Origin of the sequence: Burkholderia crassaminum (assembly GCF_964265005.1) — a bacterium.
Lineage (GTDB): Bacteria > Pseudomonadota > Gammaproteobacteria > Burkholderiales > Burkholderiaceae > Burkholderia.
Genome location: NZ_OZ183799.1, coordinates 741,504 through 764,163 on the forward strand (window position 1 = coordinate 741,504; position 22,660 = coordinate 764,163).

A 22,660-nucleotide genomic window follows, 5' to 3' on the forward strand; every position below is an offset into this window, starting at 1 on the left:
TCCAAGATGGCATCGAAATCGCTGCCGGCCAAGCCGGTACGCTATACGCAGACGGCGATCGCGCTGCACTGGCTGATCGCGCTGCTGATCGTCTGTGCGTTCGCGATGGGCTGGGTGATGACCGACATCCCCGGCTTCACGCCGACCAAGCTGAAGTACTTCTCGTGGCACAAGTGGATGGGCGTGACGATATTCGCGCTGGTCGTCGTGCGCGTGCTGTGGCGTGCGACCCACGTGCCGCCGGCGCTGCCGGGCGGTACGCCGGCGTGGCAGCGTGCGGCGTCGCACGGCGTGCACATCCTGCTGTACGTGCTGATGATCGTGATTCCGGTGACGGGCTACCTGTACAGCTCGGCGTCGAACATCCCGGTCGTCTACCTGGGCATCGTGCCGCTCCCGCGCCTGATCGACCCCGATCCGGTGCTGAAAGAAACCTTCAAGACACTTCACGTGTCATTGAATTACATTCTGCTTGCGCTCGTCTCGCTGCACGTGGTCGCGGCGCTCAAGCACCAGTTGTTGGACCGCGACGGCCTGCTGTCGCGGATGCTTCCCTTTGCCAAATGAAGGATCCCATGAAAGTGTCTTTCTCCCGCTCCATGCTGACCGCCTTCGCCGCGGTGTCACTTGTCGCGTCGGGCGCGGCGCTCGCCGATGTCGATCTCGCGAAGAGCAAGGTGTCCGCCGTGTCGAAGCAGATGAATGTGCCGACCGAAGGCGCGTTCAAGAAGTTTTCCGCGCAGGTGAAGTTCGATCCGGCGAAAGCCGCGCAGGGCAGCGCGCAAATGACGATCGACGTCGCGAGCTATGACCTCGGCGACAAGATGTACAACGACCAGGTCGCCGGCAAGGACTGGTTCGACGCGAAGACTTACCCGCAGGCGACGTTCGTGTCGTCGGCGATCGCGCCGGCCGGCGGCAACAAGTACAACGTGACCGGCAAGCTGACGATCAAGGGCAAGGCCGAAACCGTCACGGTGCCCGTCACGGTCACGCAGAGCGGCGCGACGCAGACCTTCGACGGCGTGCTGCCGATCAAGCGTTCGACGTTCAGCGTCGGCACCGGCGAGTGGAAGGACACGTCGGTCGTCGCGGACGAAGTACAGATCAAGTTCCATCTCGTCGCCACGAAGTAAGCGGCGGACCATCGCATCACCCGAATGCCGCGCGAGGGCGCGGCGCCGTTCCAAGGAGAAAGAGTTGAAAAAGCATCTGATGATCGCCGCGGGCGCACTGGCTGCCACGCTGTCGTTCTCGGCATTCGCCGACAGCGCAACCTACCAGTTCGATCCGTCCCACACGTACCCGAGCTTCGAGGCCGACCACTTCGGCGGCCTGTCGGTCTGGCGCGGCAAGTTCGACAAGTCGAGCGGCACCGTGACGCTCGACCGCGCGGCAAAGACGGGTACGGTCGACGTGACGACCGACATCGCGTCGATCCACACCGGCAGCGCGAAGCTCGACGAGCACCTGCAGACGAACGAATTCTTCGACGTCGCGAAGTTCCCGCAAGCGAACTACAAGGGCACGATCAAGTTCGACGGCGACAAGCCGGTGTCGGTGGTCGGCAACCTGACGCTGCATGGCGTCACGAAGCCGGTGACGCTGAAGATCGACTCGTTCAAGTGCATGCCGCATCCGATGCTCAAGCGTGAAGTGTGCGGCGTCGACGCGGTCGGCGAATTCAGCCGCGACGATTTCGGCCTCGACTACGGCAAGCAGTACGGCTTCAAGATGAAGACGAAGCTGCTGATCACGGCCGAAGCCGTCAAGCAGCAGTAACGCCGCCGGCCGGGCCGGCCGCCGCGCCGGCCCGTCGCGCGCCAACCGCCGCGTTCCCGTTCCACGGGCGCGGCGGTTTTTTTTGCGCGCCTATAATCGCCCGAGCGCCGTGCGCGGCGCCGGGCAGGCCGACGGCGCGCGCGGCCGCCTCGAACAGAACGTACAACGACAAGGAGATCGCCGATGCATGCCGTCACGCAGTCCCGTTCCATTGCCTCGTCGCCGCGCGTGTGGCGCGCGGTGGTCGCCGCGTCGATCGGCAATGCGCTCGAGTGGTTCGATCTCGTCGTCTACGGCTTCTTCGCGGTGACGATCTCGAAGCTGTTCTTCCCGGCCGGCAACGACACCGTGTCGCTGCTGCTCACGCTCGGCACGTTCGGCGTGTCGTTTTTCATGCGCCCGCTCGGCGCGATCGTGCTCGGCGCGTATGCCGACCGCGTGGGGCGAAAGGCCGCGCTCACGCTGTCGATCCTGCTGATGATGGCCGGCACGCTGATCATCGCGGTGCTGCCGACCTACGGGACGATCGGCGTCGCGGCGCCGGTGATCCTGGTCGCCGCGCGGCTGATGCAGGGTTTCTCGGCCGGCGGCGAGTTCGGCAGCGCGACTGCGTTCCTCGCCGAACACGTGCCGGGCCGGCGCGGCTTCTTCGCGAGCTGGCAGGTCGCGAGCCAGGGGCTCACGACGCTGCTCGCCGCCGGCTTTGGCACCGTGCTGAACGCGCAGCTCTCGGCCGCGCAGATGGCGTCGTGGGGCTGGCGCGTGCCGTTCTTCTTCGGCCTGCTGCTCGGGCCGGTCGCGTACTACATCCGCACGAAGGTCGACGAGACGCCCGAATTCCTCGCGGCGGAAGGCACCGCGAACCCGCTGCGCGACACGTTCACGTCGCACAAGGCGCGTCTCGTCGCCGCGATGGGCGTGGTCGTGCTCGGCACTGTCGCCACCTATCTCGTGCTGTTCATGCCGACCTACGGCGTGAAGCAGCTCGGCCTCGCGCCGTCGGCCGCGTTCGCGGCGATCCTCGTCGTCGGCGTGATCCAGATGGTGTTCTCACCGCTCGTCGGCCACTGGTCGGACACTTACGGCCGCGTGCGCGTGATGATCGCGCCGGCCGTCGGCTTCCTCGTGCTGATCTATCCGGCATTCGCGTACCTGGTCGCCCATCCGGGCTTCGGCACGCTGATCGCCCTGCAGGTGCTGCTCGCGTTCCTGATGACGGGTTACTTCGCGGCGCTGCCAGGCTTGTTGTCCGAGGTGTTTCCGGTGCAGACGCGCACGACCGGGATGTCGCTCGCGTATAACGTCGCGGTGACGATCTTCGGCGGCTTCGGGCCGTTCATCATCGCGTGGCTGATCACGGCGACCGGGATGAAGACGGCGCCGAGCTTCTACCTGATGTTCGCGGCCGTGTTGAGCCTCGCGGCGCTGTTCGTGCTGCGCCGGCGGTTCGGTTTCCGGTAAGAGGACCGGCGGCGCGCGTCAGCTGCCGGCGCGCTCGCACACGGGCTGCGCGGGCATCAGCCGTGTCGGCGCGTCGACGGTGCGCACCGTCCGCCCCGCGAGCGCGGCAAGCGCCTGCTCGAGCTGCCAGTCGGTTGCCGTACCGAACTCGCGCTGCGGCAGCGCCGCGCTCTTCGCCGTATCGATCTTCGCAAGCGCGCGCTGCTCGCGCAGCTTCTGCCGCTCCTTGCGCACCTTCGCGAACGGATCGGGCGCCAGCCGGTCCGCATACGGCGCGCGGGCGAGATCGGCTTCCCGGTACCACAGCAGCACGCCATCGACGTCCGAGTCGCGGCGCGGCGGCACGAGCCAGTCCGGCACGACGCCGTAGCCGTCCATCGGGCAACCGTTCGGCCGCAGGTTGCGCGCGAACGTGAAATTCAGGCGCGTGCCGTCGATCAGGTCGACGCCCGTCTGCGCGAGCCCCTTTCCGTAGGTCGGCATGCCGAGCAGCTTCGCGCGGCCGAGATCCTTCAGCGCGGCCGCGGTCGCTTCGGCGGCCGACGCGCTTTGTCCGTCGACGAGCACGACGAGCGGCACGGTGCGCCACCAGTCGTCGGCCTGCAGCGGCGCGAGCGGATCCTGCCCGTGCATGACGGGCAGTTCATAGTCGGGCCAGTTGGTCGTATAGCGACGGCGATGTGTGTCGCCGCGCTCGACCGTCACCATCGCGGTGCGATCGCGGCCGGCGAACAGCGCGGTGATGCCGATCGCTGCGTTGAGCGCACCGCCGCCGTTGATGCGCAGGTCGAGAATCAGGCCGTTCACTGGCGGCCCCGCGCGGCGGGCGGCCTGCACCGCGTCGATGTAGTCGCCGACCGCCGGTTCCGGAAAGCTCGACAGCCGCGTGTACAGGATGTCGCCGCCGAGCCGCTTCGCGGTCGCCGGATGCGGCTTGATGATCGCCCGCACGGGCGCGAAGCTCAGCATCGCGTGTGACGGGCCGCGCTGTACCGTGAGTTTCAGCGGCACACCCGCGTCGCCCTTGGCGAGTCGGGTCAGATCGCCGGCGTCGATGCCGACGACGCTCGTATCGTTCATCGAGACGACGAGATCGTCGGGGCGCAAGCCGGCCTTTTCCGCGGGCGCGTCGGGAATTACGTCGACGATGTGCAGCCCGTCGGGCCGCGTCTCGAAGACGATGCCGATGCCGGGCGTGCCGTCGCGCGCGCGCCGTTCGTCTTCTCGCCGCTCCTGCTCCTCTTTCGTATCGAAGAACCGCGCGTACGGCAGCGTCTTGATTCCCGCGTGGGTCGTTGCGTCGAGCAGCGCGCCGATGTCGACGTCGGTCAGGTGCTGCCGCTTCAGGACTTCCACCGCCGCCTTGAGCTCGCAGATCTGCGGCTCCCAGTCGGGCGGGCAGGGCGAAGGCGGCCGGGCGGTGGCGGGCGAGGCGGACGAGGCGGACGAGGCGGACGAGGCGGATGAGGCGGATGAGGCGGATGAGGCGGCGGGTGCGGAAGCGGGCGGGGCGGATGCCGGCTGTTGCGCACCGACGGGTGACGCGCATGGCAGGAGCGCGGCCGTGACGGCTGCGCAAACGGCAAGGCGAACAACGACACGCGTGGGAGGCATCATCGGGACCGCACGTTGGAACGGAGGGCGAAGGTGCTGTCCCGCCGACGCGCGGCCGGCGTGCGGCGCGGCGGGACGGTCACGATTGTAGCCGACGCGCGTGACGGGGCAGGGCGAGCGAGCTGCGCGATGCGCGCCGGCGGCGCGGGCAAAAAAAAGCCGGCCCAACCGGGCCGGCTTTTCGTCTGTGCCGAAGCAGCGTAGCGCTTAAACCTGCGCGCCAGCGTTGGGATCGTCCGGATCGTGCGCGGACTTCTTTTCCTTGATCAGGTCTTCGCGCTTGATGCCGAGCCACATCGCGAGCGAACCCGCGACGAACACCGACGAGTAGATGCCGAACATGATGCCGACCGTCAGCGCGAGTGCGAAGTAGTGCAGCGTCGGGCCGCCGAAGAAGAACATCGACAGCACCATCATTTCGGTCGACGTGTGCGTGATGATCGTACGCGACATCGTGGTCGTGATCGCGTGGTTGATCACTTCCTGCACGCTCATCTTGCGTTCGCGGCGGAACGTTTCGCGGATCCGGTCGAAGATGACGACCGACTCGTTGACCGAGTAGCCGAGCACCGCGAGGATCGCCGCGAGCACCGCCAGCGAGAACTCCCACTGGAAGAACGCGAAGAAGCCGAGAATGATCACGACGTCGTGCAGGTTGGCGATGATGCCCGCCACTGCGTACTTCCACTCGAAGCGGAACGACAGGTAGATCACGATGCCGATCACGACGCACGCGAGCGCGAGCAGGCCGTCGGTCGCGAGCTCGCGGCCGACCTGCGGGCCGACGAACTCGACGCGTTGCAGCGTGACATCCGGGCTCTGTGCCTTCAGCGCGCCCATCACCTGGTCGCTCTGCTGCGCGGACGTGAGGCCTTCCTTCAGCTGTAGGCGGATCAGCACGTTGCGCGACGTGCCGAAGTTCTGCACCTGCGCGTCGGCGTAACCGAGCTTGCCGAGCGTCGCGCGCACGGGTTCGAGTTCGGCGGCCTGCTGGTACTGCACCTCGATCACCGTACCACCGGTGAATTCGACGGACAGGTGCAGCCCGCGGTGGAACAGGAAGAACACGGCGGCGAGGAACGTGACCAGCGAGATCACGTTGAACACCAGCGCGTGCCGCATGAACGGAATGTCTTTACGGATGCGGAAAAATTCCATGGTCTTCTCCGGGGCCTTATTGGGTCGAGCCCGGTTTCTTCGGCGACACGCCTTGCTGCGCGCGGTTGCGCAGCTGCGGCTTGCCGGTGCGCGGCGCGTTGCCCTTCGCGGGCGCGGCGAGCTTCGCGGCACGCGCGGTGTCGGTGGAATCGTCCGCATCGGTGAACGATGCGGCGGCAGCGGCGCCTTCCGGCTTCCACACCTGGCCGATCGCGAGCGACTTCAGCTTCTTGCGGCCGCCGTACCAGAGGTTGACGATCCCGCGCGAGAAGAACACCGCGGAGAACATCGACGTCAGGATACCGAGGCAGTGCACGATCGCGAACGCGCGAACCGGGCCCGAGCCGAACGCGAGCAGCGCGAGGCCGGCGATCAGCGTCGTGACGTTCGAGTCGAGAATCGTCGCCCATGCATGCGCGTAGCCGGCCTGGATCGCGGTCTGCGGCGGCTGGCCGGCGCGCAGTTCTTCACGCACGCGCTCGTTGATCAGCACGTTCGAGTCGATCGCCATACCGAGCGCGAGCGCGATAGCGGCGATACCGGGCAGCGTCAGCGTGGCCTGCATCAGCGACAGCACGGCGACGAGCAGCAGCAGGTTCACCGACAGGCCGATCACCGACACCACGCCGAACAGCATGTAGTACGCGATCATGAACACGGCGATCGCGCAGAAGCCCCAGATCACCGAGTGGACGCCCATCTTGATGTTGTCGGCGCCGAGGCTCGGGCCGATCGTGCGTTCCTCGATGATGTCCATCGGCGCGGCGAGCGAACCGGCGCGCAGCAGCAGCGCGAGGTCGGCTGCGGCCTGCGGCGTCGGCTGGCCCGTGATCTGGAAGCGGTCGCCGAGTTCCGACTGGATCGTCGCGACCGTCAGCACTTCGCCCTTGCCCTTCTCGAACAGCACCATCGCCATCGGCTTGCCGATGTTCTCGCGCGACACCGCACGCACCGAGCGGCCACCCGCCGAATCGAGGCGGATGTTGACCGACGGACGCTGGTGTTCGTCGAAGCCGGCCGATGCATCGATGATGCGGTCGCCGGTGAAGATCACGTCCTTCTTCAGCAGCACGGGCGCCTGGATGCCCTGCGTGAACAGCTCCTCGCCCGGCGGAACGGGGTCGTTCGGGTTCGGGTGCGTGTTGATCGGATCGGCGAGGCGCGCCTCGAGCGTCGCGGTGCGGCCGATGATGTCCTTCGCCTTCGCGGTGTCCTGCACGCCCGGCAGCTCGACAACGATGCGGTCGCTACCTTGCTGCTGGAGGATCGGCTCGGACACGCCGAGTTCGTTCACGCGGTTGTGGAGCGTCGTCAGGTTCTGCTTGAGCGCGGCGTCCTCGACGGACTTCTGCACGGCCGGCGTAAACGTGCCGACGACCTGGGTGCCGCCGCCGCCGGGCTGGGTCGCCCATTGCAGTTCGGTGATCGACAGCGCGAGCACCTTGCGGGCGTCTTCCGCCGTCTGCGCATCGCTGAAATTGACGACCACGGACTGGTCGACGCGGCTCACGCCGCCGTCGCGGATGTTCTTGTCGCGCAGCAGCGTGCGCGCGTCGGACGCGTCGGAATCGAGCTTCTTCGTGAGCGCGCCCGTCATGTCGACCTGGAGCAGGAAGTGGACGCCGCCACGCAGATCGAGGCCGAGATACATCGGCAGCGCGTGCAGCGAGGTCAGCCAGCGCGGCGACGCGCTCTGCAGGTTCAGCGCGACGACGTACTGCGGATCGTTCGGGTCGGCATTCAGCGACTTCTGCAGCAGGTCCTTGACGCGCAGCTGCGTATCGGTGTCCTTCAGGCGCACGCGGATGTTCGCGTTGGTCGCCGTGTTCTCGAAGGTGACGTCGTCCGGCGTGATCTGCGCGGACGCGAGCGCCGATTCGACCTGGGTCAGCGTGGTCGAGTCGAGCTTGACCGTGGCCTTGCCGCTCGACACCTGCACCGCCGGCGCTTCGCCGAAGAAGTTGGGCAATGTGTACAGAAGGCCGATGGCGAGCGCCACGACCATCACGACATATTTCCAGAGTGGATAACGATTCATGAGGGAGCCGAACGGGTGGTTGGCGTGAAAGCGTCGCGTCCGGCGCCGCGGCGGCCCGCTCTCTCAGGCGGGCACGGCGCGGGGAGCCGGACGCTCGGTGAAGGGCTTACAGCGACTTGATCGTGCCCTTCGGCAGAATGGTCGTGACCGCAGCCTTCTGCACGGTGATTTCGGTGCCTTCGGCGATCTCGACGCCGATGTAGCCTTCGGTGACCTTCGTCACCTTGCCGACGAGGCCGCCGCTCGTGACGACTTCGTCGCCCTTGGCCATGGCCGAGAGCATGTTGCGGTGCTCCTTCTGACGCTTCATCTGCGGACGGATCATGATGAAGTAGAGCACGGCGAACATCAGAATGAGCGGCAGGAAGCTCATCAGGCTCGATTCGGCGCCACCGGCACCTTGCGCGAAGGCATTGGAAATGAACGGCACGTTGGTCTCTCCGTAGGGGAAGATCGAAAAATAAGCCGGTTATTCTACCACCGGCCCCATGTGCAAACGGCTTGGCAAATGCGCTTTCGGATCAAGCTGTTAAAGCGCGAACCGGTACCGTTGCGACTCGTTTGGAAAGGCAATTGTAATATTTGGCGGTCGGATTCGACAGTTGGGACGCATTATTTAGTACACGTCCCATGTGACGGGCCGCGGCGCGGGCGGCCGGCCCGTCAGTCGACGCCTCTCGCGCGATCCTCCGCGAAGCGCTGGCGGAACGCGTCGAACGTGTGCGTCTCGATCGCCTCGCGGATCTCGCTCATCAGTTGCAGGTAGTAGTGCAGGTTGTGGATCGTGTTGAGCTGCGCGCCGAGAATTTCGCCGACGCGGTGCAGGTGATGCAGGTAGCCGCGCGAGAAGTTCTGGCACGTGTAGCACGTGCAGCTCGCGTCGAGCGGTTTCAGCGAGTTCTTGTGCGTCGCGTTGCGGATCTTCACGTCGCCGAAGCGCGTGAACAGCCAGCCGTTGCGCGCATTGCGGGTCGGCATCACGCAGTCGAACATGTCGACGCCGTTCGCGACGCCCTCGACCAGGTCCTCCGGCGTGCCGACGCCCATCAGGTAGTGCGGCTTGTTGGCCGGCAGCTTCGGGCCCACGTGGCGCAGCACGCGCATCATGTCTTCCTTCGGCTCGCCGACCGACAGCCCGCCGATCGCGAGGCCGTGGAAGCCGAGTTCCGCGAGGCCGGCGAGCGATTCGTCGCGCAGGTCCTCGAACATCCCGCCCTGGACGATCCCGAACAGCGCGTTCGGGTTGCCGAGCCGGTTGAACTCGTCGAGCGAGCGCTTCGCCCAGCGCAGCGACATGCGCATCGAGTCGGCCGCTTCCTTGTGCGTGGTCGGCACGCCGTCGGTTGCGTACGGCGTGCATTCGTCGAACTGCATCACGACGTCGGAGTTCAGCACCTTCTGGATCTGCATCGACACTTCCGGCGACAGGAACAGCTTGTCGCCGTTGATCGGCGACGCGAACGTGACGCCGTCCTCGGTGATCTTGCGCAGGTCGCCGAGCGAGAACACCTGGAAGCCGCCCGAGTCGGTCAGGATCGGCTTGTTCCAGCCCATGAAGGCGTGCAGCCCGCCGTGCGCGTCGATCGTGTCGAGGCCCGGGCGCAGCCACAGGTGGAACGTGTTGCCGAGGATGATCTGGGCCTTGATCTCGTGCAGCTCGCGCGGCTGGATCGCCTTCACGGTGCCGTACGTGCCGACCGGCATGAAGATCGGCGTTTCGACCACGCCGTGGTTGAGCTTCACGCGGCCGCGGCGCGCATGGCCGTCGGTCGTCAGCAGTTCGAATTCGAGCCCGTTGGCCGGGCGGTCCTGCACGGGGGCGTGCGTATCGTGCGTATCGTGGGATGAACCTTCGGTCATCGCGTTATTCTCCTCGCTACCGGAAAACAGTCCGGCGCATGTTGGAAACGCCGCCGGCAGTCCGGCGACGGGGAAAAAGGGGACGCGCCATCGTAGCGCGCGACGGACGAACGGCGGCCCCGTTGCATGCGGGCCGTCGCGCCTGCCGCGCTTACGCGGGCGGCGTCTCCGGCGTGTCGCGCCGCGTGAGCAGCATCGCGTCGCCGTAGCTGAAGAAGCGGTAGCGTTGCTCGATCGCGTGCCGGTACGCGGCGCGGATCGTCTCGACGCCCGCGAATGCGGACACGAGCATCAGCAGCGTGGACTTCGGCAGGTGGAAGTTCGTGACGAGCCGGTCGACCACGCGGAAACGATAGCCGGGCGTGATGAAGATGTCGGTCTCGGCCTGCGTGGCCGCGAGCGGGCGGCCCGCTTCGTCGGCCGCGCGCGCGGCGGCTTCGAGCGCGCGCATCGACGTCGTGCCGACCGCGATCACGTTGCCGCCGCGCGCGCGGGTCGCGGCGATCTTGTCGACGAGCGACTGCGGCAGGTCGTACCACTCGCTGTGCATCTTGTGCTCGGCGATGTTGTCGACGCGCACCGGCTGGAACGTGCCGGCGCCGACGTGCAGCGTCAGCGTCGCGCGTTCGACACCCATCGCGTCGAGCCGGTCGAGCATCGGCTGGTCGAAGTGCAGCCCGGCCGTGGGCGCGGCGACCGCACCCGGATTGCTCGCGTAGACGGTCTGGTAGCGCGTCTCGTCGGTCGAATCGGGATCGTGCTCGATATAGGGCGGCAGCGGCAGGCGGCCGAACTGCTCGATCAGCTCGAGGCACGGCGCGGGGAAGTTCAGCGTGAAGAACGGTTCGACGCGCTCGCCGACGGTCACGTCGAACGCATCGGCGAGACGCAGCTTCGTGCCGGCACCGGGCGACTTGCTCGCGCGGATCTGCGCGAGCGCCGTGTGCGTGCCGGTCACGCGCTCGATCAGCACCTCGATCTTGCCGCCGCTGGCCTTCTGGCCGAAGAAACGCGCCTTCAGCACCTTGGTATCGTTGAAGACGAGCAGGTCGCCGGCCGCGATGCACGACGGCAGCTCGGCGAAATGGCGGTCGACGAGGCGCGCGGGCGCGACGGTGCCGTCGACCTCGAGCAGGCGGCTCGCGGTGCGATCGGGCAGCGCGGTTTGTGCAATCAGCTCGGGCGGCAGATTGAAATCGAAATCGGAAAGCGTGAACATGCGGGCTGGTTCGAAGCGGCCGGCGGGCGTCGCCGGCAGGGCGGAAACGCGTAAATGGGGCGCGCGAGCCGCTATGATGACGGGATGCGCGGCCTGGCCGGCGTCGTTCGTTCGGACGACGTGAAAGCCGCTATTGTACTTGCCTTGCGAAGCACCCAGACGATCCGATGCCTGTGTCACCACGCCGTTCCCCCGCCGCCGTTGCCGATTCCGCCGATCCGTTCGACGCGGAGGATGCCGCGCCGCCCGTGCAAGATGCGGCGCCGCGCGCCGTGCCGCGCCGTGCCGGCCCGAAGCGCGGCGCCGACGGCCGGCTCGCGCAGCCGGCGGCCGCCGCGCCCGATGCCGATGCCGATGCCGATGGCGCCGCGGTGAGCGATGAAGCGGGCGCGGCCGGTGCAGCCAGCGCGAAGCGCAAGAAGAAGCCTGCCGCCGACAAGCCGGTGAAGACCGTCGACAAGCTCGCGAAACTCGGCCTCACGCGCTCGATCGATCTCGTGCTGCATTTGCCGATGCGCTACGAGGACGAAACCACGCTCACGCCGATCGGCGAGCTGCTGCCGGGCGGCATCGCGCAGGCCGAAGGCGTCGTGTTCGACAACGAGGTCGCATTCCGGCCGCGCCGCCAGCTGGTCGTGAAGATCCAGGACGACGACGGCGAGCATCTCGTGCTGCGCTTCCTGAATTTCTACGGGTCGCAGGTCAAGCAGATGGCCGTCGGCCAGCGGCTGCGCGTGCGCGGCGACGTGCGCGGCGGCTTCTTCGGGATGGAGATGGTGCATCCGGCGGTGCGCGTCGTCGAAGCGGATGCGCCGCTGCCGCAGGTGCTCACGCCCGTCTATCCGAGCACGGCCGGCGTGTCGCAGGCGTACTTGCGCAAGGCGATCGAGAACGCGGTGGAGCGCACGCCGCTGCCCGAGCTGCTGCCGCCCGAGATCCAGCGTGATTACCTGAAGCCGCTCGACGTGCCGACGCTCGAGCAGGCCGTGCGCATCCTGCACCACCCGCGCGTCGATTCCGACGAAGCCGCGCTGATGGACGGCTCGCATCCGGCGTGGACGCGCATCAAGTTCGAAGAGCTGCTCGCGCAGCAGCTGTCGCTCAAGCGCGCGCACGAGGAGCGCCGCACGCGCGCGGCGCCCGCGATGCCGCGCCGCACCGCGAGCGATGCCGATGCGCTGACGACCCGGCTCTATGCCGCGCTGCCGTTCACGCTGACGGGCGCGCAGGCGCGCGTCGTCGACGAGATCGCGCACGACCTCACGCTCGCGCACCCGATGCAGCGCCTGCTGCAGGGCGACGTCGGCAGCGGCAAGACGGTCGTCGCGGCGCTGGCCGCCACGCAGGCGATCGACGCCGGCTACCAGGCCGCGCTGATGGCGCCGACCGAAATCCTCGCGGAACAGCACGCGCGCAAGCTGCGCGCATGGCTCGAGCCGCTCGGCGTCACGGTGGCGTGGCTCGCGGGCAGCCTGAAGGCGAAGGAGAAGCGCGCGGCGATCGAGGCGGCCGCGCTCGGCACCGCGCAGCTCGTGATTGGCACGCACGCGATCATCCAGGACACGGTCGAATTCGCGCGGCTCGGCCTCGTGATCGTCGACGAGCAGCACCGTTTCGGCGTCGAGCAGCGTCTCGCGCTGCGCGCGAAGGCTGCGAACGCGGCCAACGGCGCGCGCGACTTCCAGCCGCACCAGTTGATGATGTCGGCCACGCCGATTCCGCGCACGCTCGCGATGACGTATTACGCGGATCTCGAGGTCTCGACGATCGACGAGCTGCCGCCGGGCCGCACGCCCGTGCTGACGCGCCTCGTCGGCGATGCTCGGCGCGAGGAGGTGATCGCCCGCGTGCGCGAGGCCGCGCTGACCGGGCGTCAGGTGTATTGGGTATGCCCGCTGATCGAGGAGAGCGAGACGCTGCAACTGCAGACGGCCGTCGAGACCTACGAGACGCTGGCCACCGCGCTGCCCGAGCTGAAAGTCGGGCTCGTGCACGGCCGGCTGTCGCCGGCCGACAAGGCCGCCGTGATGGAGGCGTTCACGCGCAACGACGTGCAGCTGCTCGTCGCGACGACCGTGATCGAAGTCGGCGTCGACGTGCCGAACGCGTCGCTGATGGTGATCGAGCACGCGGAGCGTTTCGGCCTCGCGCAGCTGCACCAGCTGCGCGGCCGCGTCGGGCGCGGCACCGCCGCGTCGGTGTGCGTGCTGCTGTACACGGGGCCGCTGTCGCTGACTGGCCGCGAGCGGCTGAAGACGATGCGCGAGACGACCGACGGCTTCGAGATCGCGCGGCGCGACCTCGAGATCCGCGGCCCCGGCGAATTCCTCGGCGCACGCCAGTCGGGCGCGGCTATGCTGCGCTTTGCGAACCTCGAGACCGACGGCTGGCTGATCGACCCGGCCCGCGACGCCGCGACGCGGCTGATTGCCGCGTATCCCGAGATCGTTACGCAGCATCTCGCGCGCTGGCTCGGTGCGCGAGAGCAGTATCTGAAGGCCTGATCCGCGGGTTGGGGCCGGATTTAAAACCGCCGTTCGACGCATTCCGATGCAGAGAAACTTGGCGAACCGGTGCCACAGGGTGTATAAATTAAACCTATCGCCTGTATATCTCTGATTGACCCACAATGACGCTGACTGAATTGAAATACATCGTCGCGGTCGCGCGCGAACGGCATTTCGGCCGCGCGGCCGAAGCATGCTTCGTGAGCCAGCCGACGCTGTCGGTGGCGATCAAGAAGCTCGAAGACGAGCTCAACGTGCAGATTTTCGAGCGCGGCGCGAGCGAAGTGAGCGTAACGCCGATCGGTGACCAGATCGTCACGCAGGCACAGCGCGTGCTCGAGCAGACCTTCGCGATCAAGGAGATCGCGAAGCAGGGCAAGGATCCGCTGGTCGGTCCGTTCCGCCTTGGCGTGATCTACACGATCGGGCCGTACCTGCTGCCGACGCTCGTCAAGCAGATGATCCAGCGTGTCCCGCAGATGCCGCTGATGCTGCAGGAAAACTACACGCTCAAGCTGCTCGAACTGCTGAAGCAGGGTGAGATCGACGCCGCGATCATGGCGCTGCCGTTTCCGGAAACCGGCCTGATGGTGCGCCCGCTGTACGACGAACCGTTCGTCGTCGCGCTGCCGGCCGGCCATCCGTGGGAGAAGCGCGACGAGATCGACGCCGAGGACCTGAAGCAGGAAACCATGCTGCTGCTCGGCAACGGCCACTGCTTCCGCGATCACGTGCTCGGCGTGTGCCCGGAGCTGATGCGCTTCTCGCAGACGGCCGACGGCATCCAGAAGACCTTCGAGGGCTCGTCGCTCGAGACGATCCGCCACATGGTCGCGAGCGGTGTCGGCATCACGGTGCTGCCGCGGATGTCGGTCGCCGAAGTCGGCCCGCGCGCGAACGGCCCCGATGCCGAGCTGCTGTCGTACGTGCCGTTCAACGAGCCGGTGCCCGACCGCCGCGTGGTGCTCGTGTGGCGCAAGAGCTTCACGCGGATGCCCGCGATCGACGCGATCAGCGACGCGATTTCCGCGTGCGTGCTGCCGGGCGTCGCGAAGCTCGACATGCCGGCGACGATGAACTGAGCACGCTGGCGCATGCGCGTGTGGCAGCACGATGAACGGGGTCTTGCGACCCCGTTTATTTTTCTCTATCGCATAGATGAAATTAATCAAATTCAATTAATCAATAGACGTATATAGAATCCTCTACATGGGTCGGCGTCATGCCGACGACTGATCCGCACGTTGAGTGCAAGCGCCAAGGGAGGATGTCATGATGCGATCGGTATTGCAGCACGCGCAGCGGAACATCCCGTCGCGCGACGCGGTCGTACATCGCGCCAGGGCGGCGGTTCGCAGCCTGCGTCCGATTGCGTTCGCGTACCTGGCGGATCGTGTGTATGGTGGCTGAACGCCACCGCGCGCCGGTTCAGTGTTCCCCCGATTCACCCGCCGTCAAGCCATGAGGGAGCATCGCATGTCCGAAAGCTGGAATACCGCCCGCAGCGCCGGCACGACGCCTGCCGGCAGCCGGTTCCCCGAGCGTCCCGCCTGCGGCGCACCGCAGCGGGAGCGCGCGTTACAGGCCACGCACGACATCCCGTAGTACGACAGGAGGACCAACCTGTTCCGTTTCCCATCCCCGCAATGACACTCCACCCGCCGCGCCCGGCATGCCGCCGGAGCGAACCGGTGGAGTCATACGAGCAAGCCAAGGAGAAATCGCATGTCGAACGAAACGAAGTGCCCGTTCAACCATACCGCTGGTGGCGGCACGACGAACAAGGACTGGTGGCCGAATCAGCTGAACCTGAACATCCTCCACCGGCATTCGGCGCTGTCCGATCCGATGGACAAGGATTTCGACTACGCGGAAGCGTTCGGGAAGCTGGACCTCGCGGCGGTGAAGAAGGACCTGCACGCGCTGATGACGACGTCGCAGGACTGGTGGCCGGCCGACTTCGGCCATTACGGCGGCCTGTTCATTCGCATGGCCTGGCACAGCGCCGGCACGTACCGCACGGCCGACGGCCGCGGCGGCGCGGGCGGCGGGCAGCAGCGCTTCGCGCCGCTCAACAGCTGGCCTGACAACGTGAGCCTCGACAAGGCACGCCGGCTGCTGTGGCCGATCAAGCAGAAGTACGGCCGCAACATCTCGTGGGCCGACCTGCTGATCCTGACCGGCAACGTCGCGCTCGAATCGATGGGCTTCAAGACCTTCGGTTATGCCGGCGGCCGCGTCGATACGTGGGAACCGGACGACGTCTACTGGGGTTCGGAAAAGATCTGGCTGGAACTGAGCGGCGGCCCGAACAGCCGCTACTCGGGCAAGCGCGACCTCGAAAGCCCGCTCGCCGCCGTGCAGATGGGCCTCATCTACGTGAACCCGGAAGGCCCGGACGGCAACCCCGACCCGGTCGCCGCCGCGCACGACATCCGCGAGACGTTCGCGCGGATGGCGATGAACGACGAAGAAACGGTCGCGCTGATCGCGGGCGGCCACACGTTCGGCAAGACGCACGGCGCCGGTCCGGCCTCGAACGTCGGCGCCGAGCCGGAAGCCGCGGGCCTCGAAGAGCAGGGTCTCGGCTGGAAGAGCACGTTCGGCACGGGCAAGGGCAAGGATGCGATCACGAGCGGCCTCGAAGTCACGTGGACGTCGACGCCGACGCAGTGGAGCAACGACTTCTTCAAGCACCTGTTCAGCTACGAGTGGGAGCTCACGAAGAGCCCGGCCGGCGCGCACCAGTGGGTCGCGAAGGATGCCGGCGACGTGATCCCGGATGCGTTCGACGCGTCGAAGAAGCATCGCCCGACGATGCTGACGACGGACCTGTCGCTGCGCTTCGATCCGGCCTACGAGAAGATTTCGCGCCGCTTCTACGAGAACCCGGCCGAGTTCGCAGACGCGTTCGCGCGTGCATGGTTCAAGCTCACGCACCGCGACATGGGCCCGCGTGCCCGCTATCTGGGCCCGGAAGTGCCGGCCGAGCATCTGCTGTGGCAGGACCCGATCCCGGCCGTCGACCACAAGCTGATCGACGATGCCGACATCACCTCGCTGAAGGCGAAGGTGCTCGCATCGGGCCTGTCGGTGTCGCAGCTCGTGTCGACCGCATGGGCGTCGGCTGCAACGTTCCGCGGCTCGGACAAGCGCGGTGGCGCGAACGGTGCGCGTATCCGCCTGGCCCCGCAGAAGGACTGGGAAGTGAACCGTCCGGCTGAACTCGCGAAGGTGCTCGCGACGCTCGAAGGCGTGCAGAAGGCGTTCAACGACGCGCAGACGGGCGGCAAGAAGGTGTCGCTCGCCGACCTGATCGTGCTGGCCGGTGCGGCCGGCGTCGAGCAGGCTGCGAAGAACGCGGGCGTCGCGGTGACGGTGCCGTTTGCACCAGGCCGCGCGGATGCGACGCAGGAAGAGACTGATATCGAAGCGATGGCCGTGCTCGAACCGGTCGCGGATGGCTTCCGCAACTTCCTGAAGCACGCGTACAAGACGCCGGCCGAGGCGCTGCTGGTCGACAAGGCGCAACTGCTGACGCTGAGCGCGCCCGAGATGACGGTGCTGGTCGGTGGCCTGCGCGTGCTCGGTGCGAATGCGGGCGACGCGAAGCACGGCGTGTTCACCGATCGTCCGGAAGCGCTGACGAACGACTTCTTCGTGAACCTGCTCGACATGGGCACGGAATGGAAGCCGGTGTCGGCCGCGAACGACGTGTTCGAAGGACGCGATCGTGCGACGGGCAAGGTCAAGTGGACGGGCACGCGTGTCGACCTGATCTTCGGCTCGCATGCGCAACTGCGTGCGCTGGCCGAGGTGTACGGCAGCGGGGACGCGAAGGAGAAGTTCGCACGCGACTTCGTCGCGGCCTGGAACAAGGTGATGAACCTCGACCGCTTCGACCTCGCGTGAGCATCGCCGTGCAGTAGTGCGGCGACGCAGTAACGGGAAACGGCCGGTCGTCCGACCGGCCGTTTTTTTCAGATTCTGAGTTTTGTTGAAGGAGTGGTGATCATGACGCAAATGATGCAGAACATGCGCGCTGCACTGGCGCCGAAGGTGCGGGCGCCGGCCGAGATCGCGCGATACGTCGTCGGATCCGCGATCGTCATCGGCGGTGCGGCCGAACTGGTGTCGCAGGCGCTGCACGCGATCGCGGCCGCCTGAGCGCGGCGTTTCACGCGCCACGTTGCAGTGGCGAGCCATGCATGCGGGTGGTGCAGTGTCGGTAGTACGGTATCAATAGGCAGGTAATCCGATTCGCTTTCGTTGCTCTGATTCGTTGAATAAGGAGTCCGGAACATGGTCAGGAAGAATCACGCTGCCCGGATCAACATCGGCATCAGCGACAAGGACCGCAAGAAGATCGCTGAAGGCCTGTCGCACCTGCTCGCCGACACGTTCACGCTGTACCTGAAGACCCACAATTTCCACTGGAACGTCACGGGCCCGATGTTCAACATCGCTGCACCTGATGTTCGAGGCGCAGTACAACGAATTGTGGCTCGCGGTCGATTCGGTTGCCGAACGCATTCGTACGCTCGGCGTCGTCGCGCCGGGTACCTTCGGCGATTTCGCGAAACTGTCGTCGGTGCCGGAAGCGAATGGCGTGCCGGCGGCCGAAGACATGATCCACCAGCTCGTCGAAGGGCACGAGGCCGTCGTGCGTACCGCACGCGCGATCTTTCCGCTTGCCGATGCGGCGAGCGACGAGCCGACCGCTGATCTGCTGACGCAGCGCCTGCAAATTCATGAAAAAACCGCGTGGATGTTGCGGTCGCTGCTCGCGTAGGCATGCAACGCGCGACTGGCTGGCGGAAGCCCGCGCACACCGCTCCGGCCCTGATTGATCCGCACGCATCGGGCCGTGACGAGGCCGGTGCGCTGGCTCTGTCCCTTGATTGATGTGTGGTGCGGCTCGGCCAGGTGTGGCGGGCGCTGGCGGCACGCTGGCGTCAGGCAGCCGCCGGCCATGGGCCGCCCCGACATGACGCGAAGCACCGCTCGGCTCTAAAATGCCGGGGTTATCTTCCCGGTGCTTCGCCATGCTTGCCCGCTTTCCCCTGTATCTGCGGCTCGTCCGGATGGACAAGCCGATCGGCAGCCTGCTGCTGCTGTGGCCGACGCTCAACGCGCTGTGGATCGCGTCCGACGGCCATCCGCGCTGGCCGCTGCTCGTGATCTTCTCGCTCGGCACGCTGCTGATGCGCTCGGCCGGCTGCGCGATGAACGACTACGCCGACCGCGATTTCGACCGCCACGTGAAGCGCACGGCCGACCGGCCGCTGACGTCGGGCAAGATCCGTGCGTGGGAGGCCGTTGCGATCGCGGTCGGGCTCGCATTCATCTCGTTCCTGCTGATCCTGCCGCTCAACACGCTGACGAAGGAGCTGTCCGTCGTCGCGCTGTTCGTCGCGGGCTCGTATCCGTTCATGAAGCGGTTCTTCGCGATTCCGCAGGCGTATCTCGGCATCGCGTTCGGCTTCGGCATCCCGATGGCGTTCGCGGCCGTGCAGGACACGGTACCGACGATCGCGTGGGTGATGCTGGTCGCGAACATTTTCTGGTCGGTCGCGTACGACACCGAATACGCGATGGTCGATCGCGACGACGACATCAAGATCGGGATCCGCACGTCCGCGCTGACGTTCGGCCGCTTCGACGTCACGGCCGTGATGGCGTGCTATGCGGCGACGCTCGGCATCTACGTGTGGATCGGCGTGACGCTCGGCTTCGGCCTCGCGTACTGGGCCGGCTGGGCGGCGGCGGTCGGCTGCGCGCTGTATCACTACACGCTGATCAAGGGCCGCGAGCGGATGCCGTGCTTCGCCGCGTTCCGGCACAACAACTGGCTCGGCGGCGTGCTGTTCGCGGGGATCGCCGCGCATTACCTGCTGGCGGGGCTGGCGGGCAACTGAAGCGCCCGCGCGCCGGCGCGCGATGCCCAAAAAAAAGGTTCATCGAGGATTACCGGGGAACGCGGCGCGGATCTTAAGGAAGAAGTATTCCTCGTCGCGGTACCCGTAGGCCCTGCGTTTGATGACCTTGATGGTGTTGTTGATGCCTTCGACGACGCTGGTATTGAGCGGATGGCGGCAGCGGGCGAGGATTCCGTGCCAGTAACTCTGCAGACGCTGCGCAAACAGTTGCAGCGCGGCAATCCCGCTTTGCCGGGCTTGCTCGATCCATTGCTCCCAGGCTTTTTGCGCCCAAGCTGGCTTCTGGTAGAACCAGAGCCGCTTGAGTTCGTCGCGTAGCACGTAGACGCACAGCAACGGCTGATTGGCGGCCAGCAGTTCCTTCAGATGCACGGCCTGTTCCTGCTTCAGGTTGCGGCGGTTGCGCAGCAGCAGCCAGCGACTGGACTTCAGAACCTTCCGGGCCGGCCGGTCGTGGCGCAACTGATTGGCCTGATCAACGCGCACCCGATCGATGACCTCGCGCCCGTACTTGGCGACGACGTGGAACAGGTCGTAGACCACCTCGGCTTGTGGACACTGCGCCTTGATCTCCAACTCGTAGGCCGTGGTCATGTCGATCGCGACCGCTTCGATGCGCTCGGCGACGCCCGCGGGAAGTTGTTCGAAGAAGGCCCTGGCCGTCTCGCGAGAGCGCCCCTGTCCGATCCAGAGCACTTGCCGGCCGATCGGATCGACCACCACCGTGGCGTAGCGATGGCCTTTATGTAGCGCGAACTCGTCCATCGCCAGATAGCGGATCGTCGACCAGTCCGGCTCGGCCACGCGTGCGCGCAAGCGCATCTTGTCGATCGATTTGACTGTATGCCAGCCCAGGTCGTAGAAGGCGGCTACCGCCTGCACGCTGGCCGCTTGCAGCAGCTTCTCGCAGGCCTTGGCGAATCGCTCAGTCACTCGCTGGTAGCGGCCCAGCCAGTCCAGCTTCTCCAGCCTCGGCCCGCCGCAGCGTTCGCACCAGACTCGGCGACGGGGGACATGCAGTACCACCCGATACTCGAACAGCGGCAGATCGCGCACGCGCCGCACCGTCGTTTCATGAATCTGCTGGCAACGCGCTCCGCATTGCTCGCAGTACATGACCTTGCTGACCGGCTTCAAGTACAGCGACAGCGTGCGCTTTTCACCCGCCGGCCACTCCACCCGCTCCAGCCGATAGCCTGTCCAGCAACCCAGTGCCTGAAGTGCCTTGCGATCGAGCAATTCTTCCTCCTGACCTCCATAAAGTCAGGCATCAGGTTACGCAATCGCTCTCCAAGGCTCCACGGTTTCCTGCGATGAACCAAAAAAAAGCGGCCTCGGCCGCTTTTTTGTTGCCGGTGCCGGAAGGGAAACCCGGGCGGTCGCGGCGCTTACGCGCGTCCGAGCTCGTCGCCCATTTCCTTCGCACGCGCTTCGGCTGCGAGCGCGCCGCGCACGATCGCATCCTTCACGCCTTGCGCGTCGAACGATGCGAGCGCGGCGGCCGTCGTGCCGCCTTTCGACGTCACGCGCTCGCGCAGCACGCTCGCCGGCTCGCCCGATTGCGCGGCGAGTTGCGCGGCGCCCGTGAACGTCGCGACCGCGAGCGCGCGGCCCTGTTCGTCGTTCATGCCGAGCTGGCGCGCGGCTTCCTGCAGTGCTTCGATGAAATAGAACACGTACGCGGGGCCGCTGCCCGAAATGGCCGTGACGGCATCGAGCTTCGACTCGTCGTCGAACCACACGATCTCGCCGACCGCGCCGAGCACGTTCGACGCGAGTTCGCGGCCCGCCGCATCGACACCCGGCAGCGCGGCGAGGCCCGTCACGCCCATGCCGACCAGCGCGGGCGTGTTCGGCATCGTGCGCACGATGCGTGCGTAATCGCCGAGCCAGCGCGCGAGATCGCTGCCGCGGATGCCGGCCGCGATGCTGATCACGAGCTGCGACTTCAGGTGCGGCGCGAGCGCCTGTGCGACGTCCTTCAGCACTTGCGGCTTCACCGCGAGCACGACCGCGTCGTAGTCGGCGAGCGTCGCGTCGACGGCCGCGCCGGTGCGGATGCCGAACTGCTGCGCGGCGCGCGCGCGCACCTCTTCGTTGACGTCGATGGCATACAGGCCGTCAGCGGCGACGCCGCGCTTGATCAGGCCGCCGATCAGGGCCGCGGCCATGTTGCCGCCGCCGATGAATGCGATTTTCATGGTGTCCGAATGAGCAAGTGAGTGAACGGGAAGTCGGAAAAGGGCGGAAAAGGGCGCGGCGTTCAGTGCGAGTAATCGCGCGCGCCGAAGATCGCGGTGCCGACGCGCACGATCGTCGCGCCTTCGAGCACGGCGGCGTCGAGATCGGCGGACATGCCCATCGACAGCGTGTCGAGCGGCAGGCCGTCGGCGCGCAACGTGTCGAACAGCGCGCGCAGTGCGCGATGCGGCGTGCGTTGCGCTTCGGTGTCGCCGGCCGGTTCGGGAATCGCCATCAGGCCGCGCAGCCGCAGCGACGGCAGCGCGGCGATCGCGCGCGCGACCTCGGCCACGTCGGCCGGCGCGACGCCGCTCTTCGACGCCTCGCCGCTGATGTTCACCTGCACGCACACGTTGAGCGGCGGCAGGTGCGCTGGGCGCTGTTCCGACAGGCGCTGCGCGATCTTCAGCCGGTCGACCGAATGGACCCAGTCGAAGCGTTCGGCGACGGGGCGTGTCTTGTTCGATTGCAGCGGCCCGATGAAATGCCATTCGAGGTCCGCGCGCAGGTCGGCGAGCGTGTCGATCTTGTCGATCGATTCCTGCACGTAGTTTTCGCCGAAGGCACGCTGCCCGGCCGCATGCGCGGCGCGCACGTCGGTGGCGGGAAACGTCTTCGAGACGGCGAGCAGCGATACGGTGGCGGGATCGCGGCCGGCCGCGCGGGCGGCGTCGGCGATGCGGCGATGAACGGATTCGAGGCGGGCGGCGAGATCGGACATGACGGGCACGAAAGCAGGCACGGAAGCAGGCATGAAGCCGATGCGCCGCGATACGCGGCGCATCGATCCGCTCATTATACGGACGCCGCGCGCGAGACCCGGGGCCCGCCCGTCATTCGC

Annotated in this window: 20 protein-coding genes and 1 pseudogene; 11 read left to right on the forward strand and 10 right to left on the reverse strand. The window is 66.8% G+C overall.

Going from position 1 to position 22,660, the window contains the following annotated elements; all coding sequences use genetic code 11:
- Positions 1-6 precede the first annotated feature (6 nt).
- The 4 genes from ACPTTF_RS03415 (at position 7) to ACPTTF_RS03430 (ending at position 3,243) form a co-directional block, all read left to right on the forward strand.
- Complete coding sequence (locus ACPTTF_RS03415; protein ID WP_423370268.1) at positions 7-567, forward strand: cytochrome b; 561 nt, start codon at positions 7-9, stop codon at positions 565-567.
- An 8-nt stretch (positions 568-575) separates the two neighbouring features.
- A complete protein-coding gene (locus ACPTTF_RS03420) occupies positions 576-1,136 on the forward strand; it encodes a YceI family protein (RefSeq protein WP_166964729.1) in 561 nt (186 codons plus the stop codon).
- Between the two features lie 64 nt (positions 1,137-1,200).
- Complete coding sequence (locus tag ACPTTF_RS03425) at positions 1,201-1,782, forward strand: YceI family protein (protein WP_021156367.1); 582 nt, start codon at positions 1,201-1,203, stop codon at positions 1,780-1,782.
- A gap of 183 nt (positions 1,783-1,965) precedes the next feature.
- Entirely contained in the window at positions 1,966-3,243 is a 1,278-nt protein-coding gene (locus ACPTTF_RS03430) for an MFS transporter (RefSeq protein WP_423370269.1), read from the forward strand.
- Between the two features lie 18 nt (positions 3,244-3,261).
- Here the strand turns inward: ACPTTF_RS03430 and ACPTTF_RS03435 are convergent, their stop codons facing one another.
- From ACPTTF_RS03435 to queA, 6 genes are all read right to left on the reverse strand, one after another.
- The gene (locus tag ACPTTF_RS03435; protein ID WP_423370270.1) at positions 3,262-4,860 is read right to left on the reverse strand and encodes a S41 family peptidase; all 1,599 of its coding nucleotides are present in this window, start codon (positions 4,858-4,860) and stop codon (positions 3,262-3,264) included.
- Positions 4,861-5,064: 204 nt separating this feature from the next.
- Entirely contained in the window at positions 5,065-6,015 is a 951-nt protein-coding gene (gene secF / locus ACPTTF_RS03440) for a protein translocase subunit SecF (RefSeq protein WP_069247171.1), read from the reverse strand.
- Positions 6,016-6,031: 16 nt separating this feature from the next.
- On the reverse strand, positions 6,032-8,053 hold the full coding sequence (gene secD, locus ACPTTF_RS03445; RefSeq protein WP_166956808.1) for a protein translocase subunit SecD: 2,022 nt from the start codon (positions 8,051-8,053) through the stop codon (positions 6,032-6,034).
- 106 nt (positions 8,054-8,159) lie between these two features.
- Positions 8,160-8,483 (reverse strand): preprotein translocase subunit YajC, encoded by a 324-nt coding sequence (gene yajC, locus ACPTTF_RS03450; RefSeq protein ID WP_048250795.1) that lies wholly within the window; start codon positions 8,481-8,483, stop codon positions 8,160-8,162.
- Positions 8,484-8,716: 233 nt separating this feature from the next.
- Complete coding sequence (tgt, locus tag ACPTTF_RS03455) at positions 8,717-9,913, reverse strand: tRNA guanosine(34) transglycosylase Tgt (protein WP_166956810.1); 1,197 nt, start codon at positions 9,911-9,913, stop codon at positions 8,717-8,719.
- A 151-nt stretch (positions 9,914-10,064) separates the two neighbouring features.
- A complete protein-coding gene (gene queA, locus ACPTTF_RS03460) occupies positions 10,065-11,132 on the reverse strand; it encodes a tRNA preQ1(34) S-adenosylmethionine ribosyltransferase-isomerase QueA (protein WP_423370271.1) in 1,068 nt (355 codons plus the stop codon).
- Positions 11,133-11,299: 167 nt separating this feature from the next.
- Here queA and recG point away from each other — a divergent pair, with 167 nt between their 5' ends.
- The 5 genes from recG to ACPTTF_RS03485 all read left to right on the forward strand — a co-directional run bounded on the left by recG (position 11,300) and on the right by ACPTTF_RS03485 (position 17,806).
- Positions 11,300-13,636, forward strand: coding sequence for an ATP-dependent DNA helicase RecG (gene recG / locus ACPTTF_RS03465; RefSeq protein WP_423370272.1), 2,337 nt, complete (start codon positions 11,300-11,302; stop codon positions 13,634-13,636).
- A 125-nt stretch (positions 13,637-13,761) separates the two neighbouring features.
- Positions 13,762-14,721, forward strand: a complete 960-nt coding sequence (locus ACPTTF_RS03470; RefSeq protein WP_193094719.1) for a LysR substrate-binding domain-containing protein — start codon at positions 13,762-13,764, stop codon at positions 14,719-14,721.
- Positions 14,722-15,115: 394 nt separating this feature from the next.
- Positions 15,116-15,244 carry a hypothetical protein gene (locus tag ACPTTF_RS03475; protein WP_279573914.1) on the forward strand — a complete coding sequence of 43 codons (129 nt, stop codon included), beginning with the start codon at positions 15,116-15,118 and terminating at the stop codon, positions 15,242-15,244.
- A 120-nt stretch (positions 15,245-15,364) separates the two neighbouring features.
- Complete coding sequence (gene katG, locus ACPTTF_RS03480; protein ID WP_423370273.1) at positions 15,365-17,551, forward strand: catalase/peroxidase HPI; 2,187 nt, start codon at positions 15,365-15,367, stop codon at positions 17,549-17,551.
- A gap of 102 nt (positions 17,552-17,653) precedes the next feature.
- Positions 17,654-17,806 (forward strand): hypothetical protein, encoded by a 153-nt coding sequence (locus ACPTTF_RS03485; protein ID WP_164462530.1) that lies wholly within the window; start codon positions 17,654-17,656, stop codon positions 17,804-17,806.
- A gap of 72 nt (positions 17,807-17,878) precedes the next feature.
- On the opposite strand, the gene ACPTTF_RS03490 is transcribed toward ACPTTF_RS03485, so the two are convergent.
- Positions 17,879-18,073, reverse strand: a complete 195-nt coding sequence (locus ACPTTF_RS03490; protein WP_423371901.1) for a hypothetical protein — start codon at positions 18,071-18,073, stop codon at positions 17,879-17,881.
- On the opposite strand from ACPTTF_RS03490, the pseudogene ACPTTF_RS03495 reads away from it, so the two are divergent.
- Positions 18,005-18,431 (forward strand): annotated as a pseudogene (locus ACPTTF_RS03495) (Dps family protein). The gene ACPTTF_RS03490 and the pseudogene ACPTTF_RS03495 sit on opposite strands and share 69 nt — an antisense overlap.
- Positions 18,432-18,684: 253 nt before the next feature.
- A complete protein-coding gene (ubiA, locus tag ACPTTF_RS03500) occupies positions 18,685-19,557 on the forward strand; it encodes a 4-hydroxybenzoate octaprenyltransferase (RefSeq protein WP_166956820.1) in 873 nt (290 codons plus the stop codon).
- Between the two features lie 39 nt (positions 19,558-19,596).
- Here the strand turns inward: ubiA and ACPTTF_RS03505 are convergent, their stop codons facing one another.
- The 3 genes from ACPTTF_RS03505 to ACPTTF_RS03515 all read right to left on the reverse strand — a co-directional run bounded on the left by ACPTTF_RS03505 (position 19,597) and on the right by ACPTTF_RS03515 (position 22,540).
- On the reverse strand, positions 19,597-20,817 hold the full coding sequence (locus tag ACPTTF_RS03505) for an ISL3 family transposase (protein ID WP_423369110.1): 1,221 nt from the start codon (positions 20,815-20,817) through the stop codon (positions 19,597-19,599).
- Between the two features lie 149 nt (positions 20,818-20,966).
- Positions 20,967-21,779 carry a pyrroline-5-carboxylate reductase gene (gene proC / locus ACPTTF_RS03510; protein ID WP_166956822.1) on the reverse strand — a complete coding sequence of 271 codons (813 nt, stop codon included), beginning with the start codon at positions 21,777-21,779 and terminating at the stop codon, positions 20,967-20,969.
- A 62-nt stretch (positions 21,780-21,841) separates the two neighbouring features.
- Positions 21,842-22,540 carry a YggS family pyridoxal phosphate-dependent enzyme gene (locus tag ACPTTF_RS03515; RefSeq protein WP_423371839.1) on the reverse strand — a complete coding sequence of 233 codons (699 nt, stop codon included), beginning with the start codon at positions 22,538-22,540 and terminating at the stop codon, positions 21,842-21,844.
- Positions 22,541-22,660: the final 120 nt, after the last annotated feature.

What these genes read in the sequence shown, in the direction of transcription:
- ACPTTF_RS03415 (WP_423370268.1), top strand. Translation starts at nt 7, where the DNA reads ATGGCATCGAAATCGCTGCCGGCCAAGCCGGTACGCTATACGCAGACG.
- ACPTTF_RS03420 (WP_166964729.1), top strand. Translation starts at nt 576, where the DNA reads ATGAAAGTGTCTTTCTCCCGCTCCATGCTGACCGCCTTCGCCGCGGTG.
- ACPTTF_RS03430 (WP_423370269.1), top strand. Translation starts at nt 1,966, where the DNA reads ATGCATGCCGTCACGCAGTCCCGTTCCATTGCCTCGTCGCCGCGCGTG.
- ACPTTF_RS03435 (WP_423370270.1), bottom strand. Translation starts at nt 4,860, where the DNA reads ATGATGCCTCCCACGCGTGTCGTTGTTCGCCTTGCCGTTTGCGCAGCC.
- secF (WP_069247171.1), bottom strand. Translation starts at nt 6,015, where the DNA reads ATGGAATTTTTCCGCATCCGTAAAGACATTCCGTTCATGCGGCACGCG.
- secD (WP_166956808.1), bottom strand. Translation starts at nt 8,053, where the DNA reads ATGAATCGTTATCCACTCTGGAAATATGTCGTGATGGTCGTGGCGCTC.
- tgt (WP_166956810.1), bottom strand. Translation starts at nt 9,913, where the DNA reads ATGACCGAAGGTTCATCCCACGATACGCACGATACGCACGCCCCCGTG.
- queA (WP_423370271.1), bottom strand. Translation starts at nt 11,132, where the DNA reads ATGTTCACGCTTTCCGATTTCGATTTCAATCTGCCGCCCGAGCTGATT.
- recG (WP_423370272.1), top strand. Translation starts at nt 11,300, where the DNA reads ATGCCTGTGTCACCACGCCGTTCCCCCGCCGCCGTTGCCGATTCCGCC.
- ACPTTF_RS03470 (WP_193094719.1), top strand. Translation starts at nt 13,762, where the DNA reads ATGACGCTGACTGAATTGAAATACATCGTCGCGGTCGCGCGCGAACGG.
- ACPTTF_RS03475 (WP_279573914.1), top strand. Translation starts at nt 15,116, where the DNA reads ATGTCCGAAAGCTGGAATACCGCCCGCAGCGCCGGCACGACGCCTGCC.
- katG (WP_423370273.1), top strand. Translation starts at nt 15,365, where the DNA reads ATGTCGAACGAAACGAAGTGCCCGTTCAACCATACCGCTGGTGGCGGC.
- ACPTTF_RS03485 (WP_164462530.1), top strand. Translation starts at nt 17,654, where the DNA reads ATGACGCAAATGATGCAGAACATGCGCGCTGCACTGGCGCCGAAGGTG.
- ubiA (WP_166956820.1), top strand. Translation starts at nt 18,685, where the DNA reads ATGCTTGCCCGCTTTCCCCTGTATCTGCGGCTCGTCCGGATGGACAAG.
- proC (WP_166956822.1), bottom strand. Translation starts at nt 21,779, where the DNA reads ATGAAAATCGCATTCATCGGCGGCGGCAACATGGCCGCGGCCCTGATC.
- ACPTTF_RS03515 (WP_423371839.1), bottom strand. Translation starts at nt 22,540, where the DNA reads ATGTCCGATCTCGCCGCCCGCCTCGAATCCGTTCATCGCCGCATCGCC.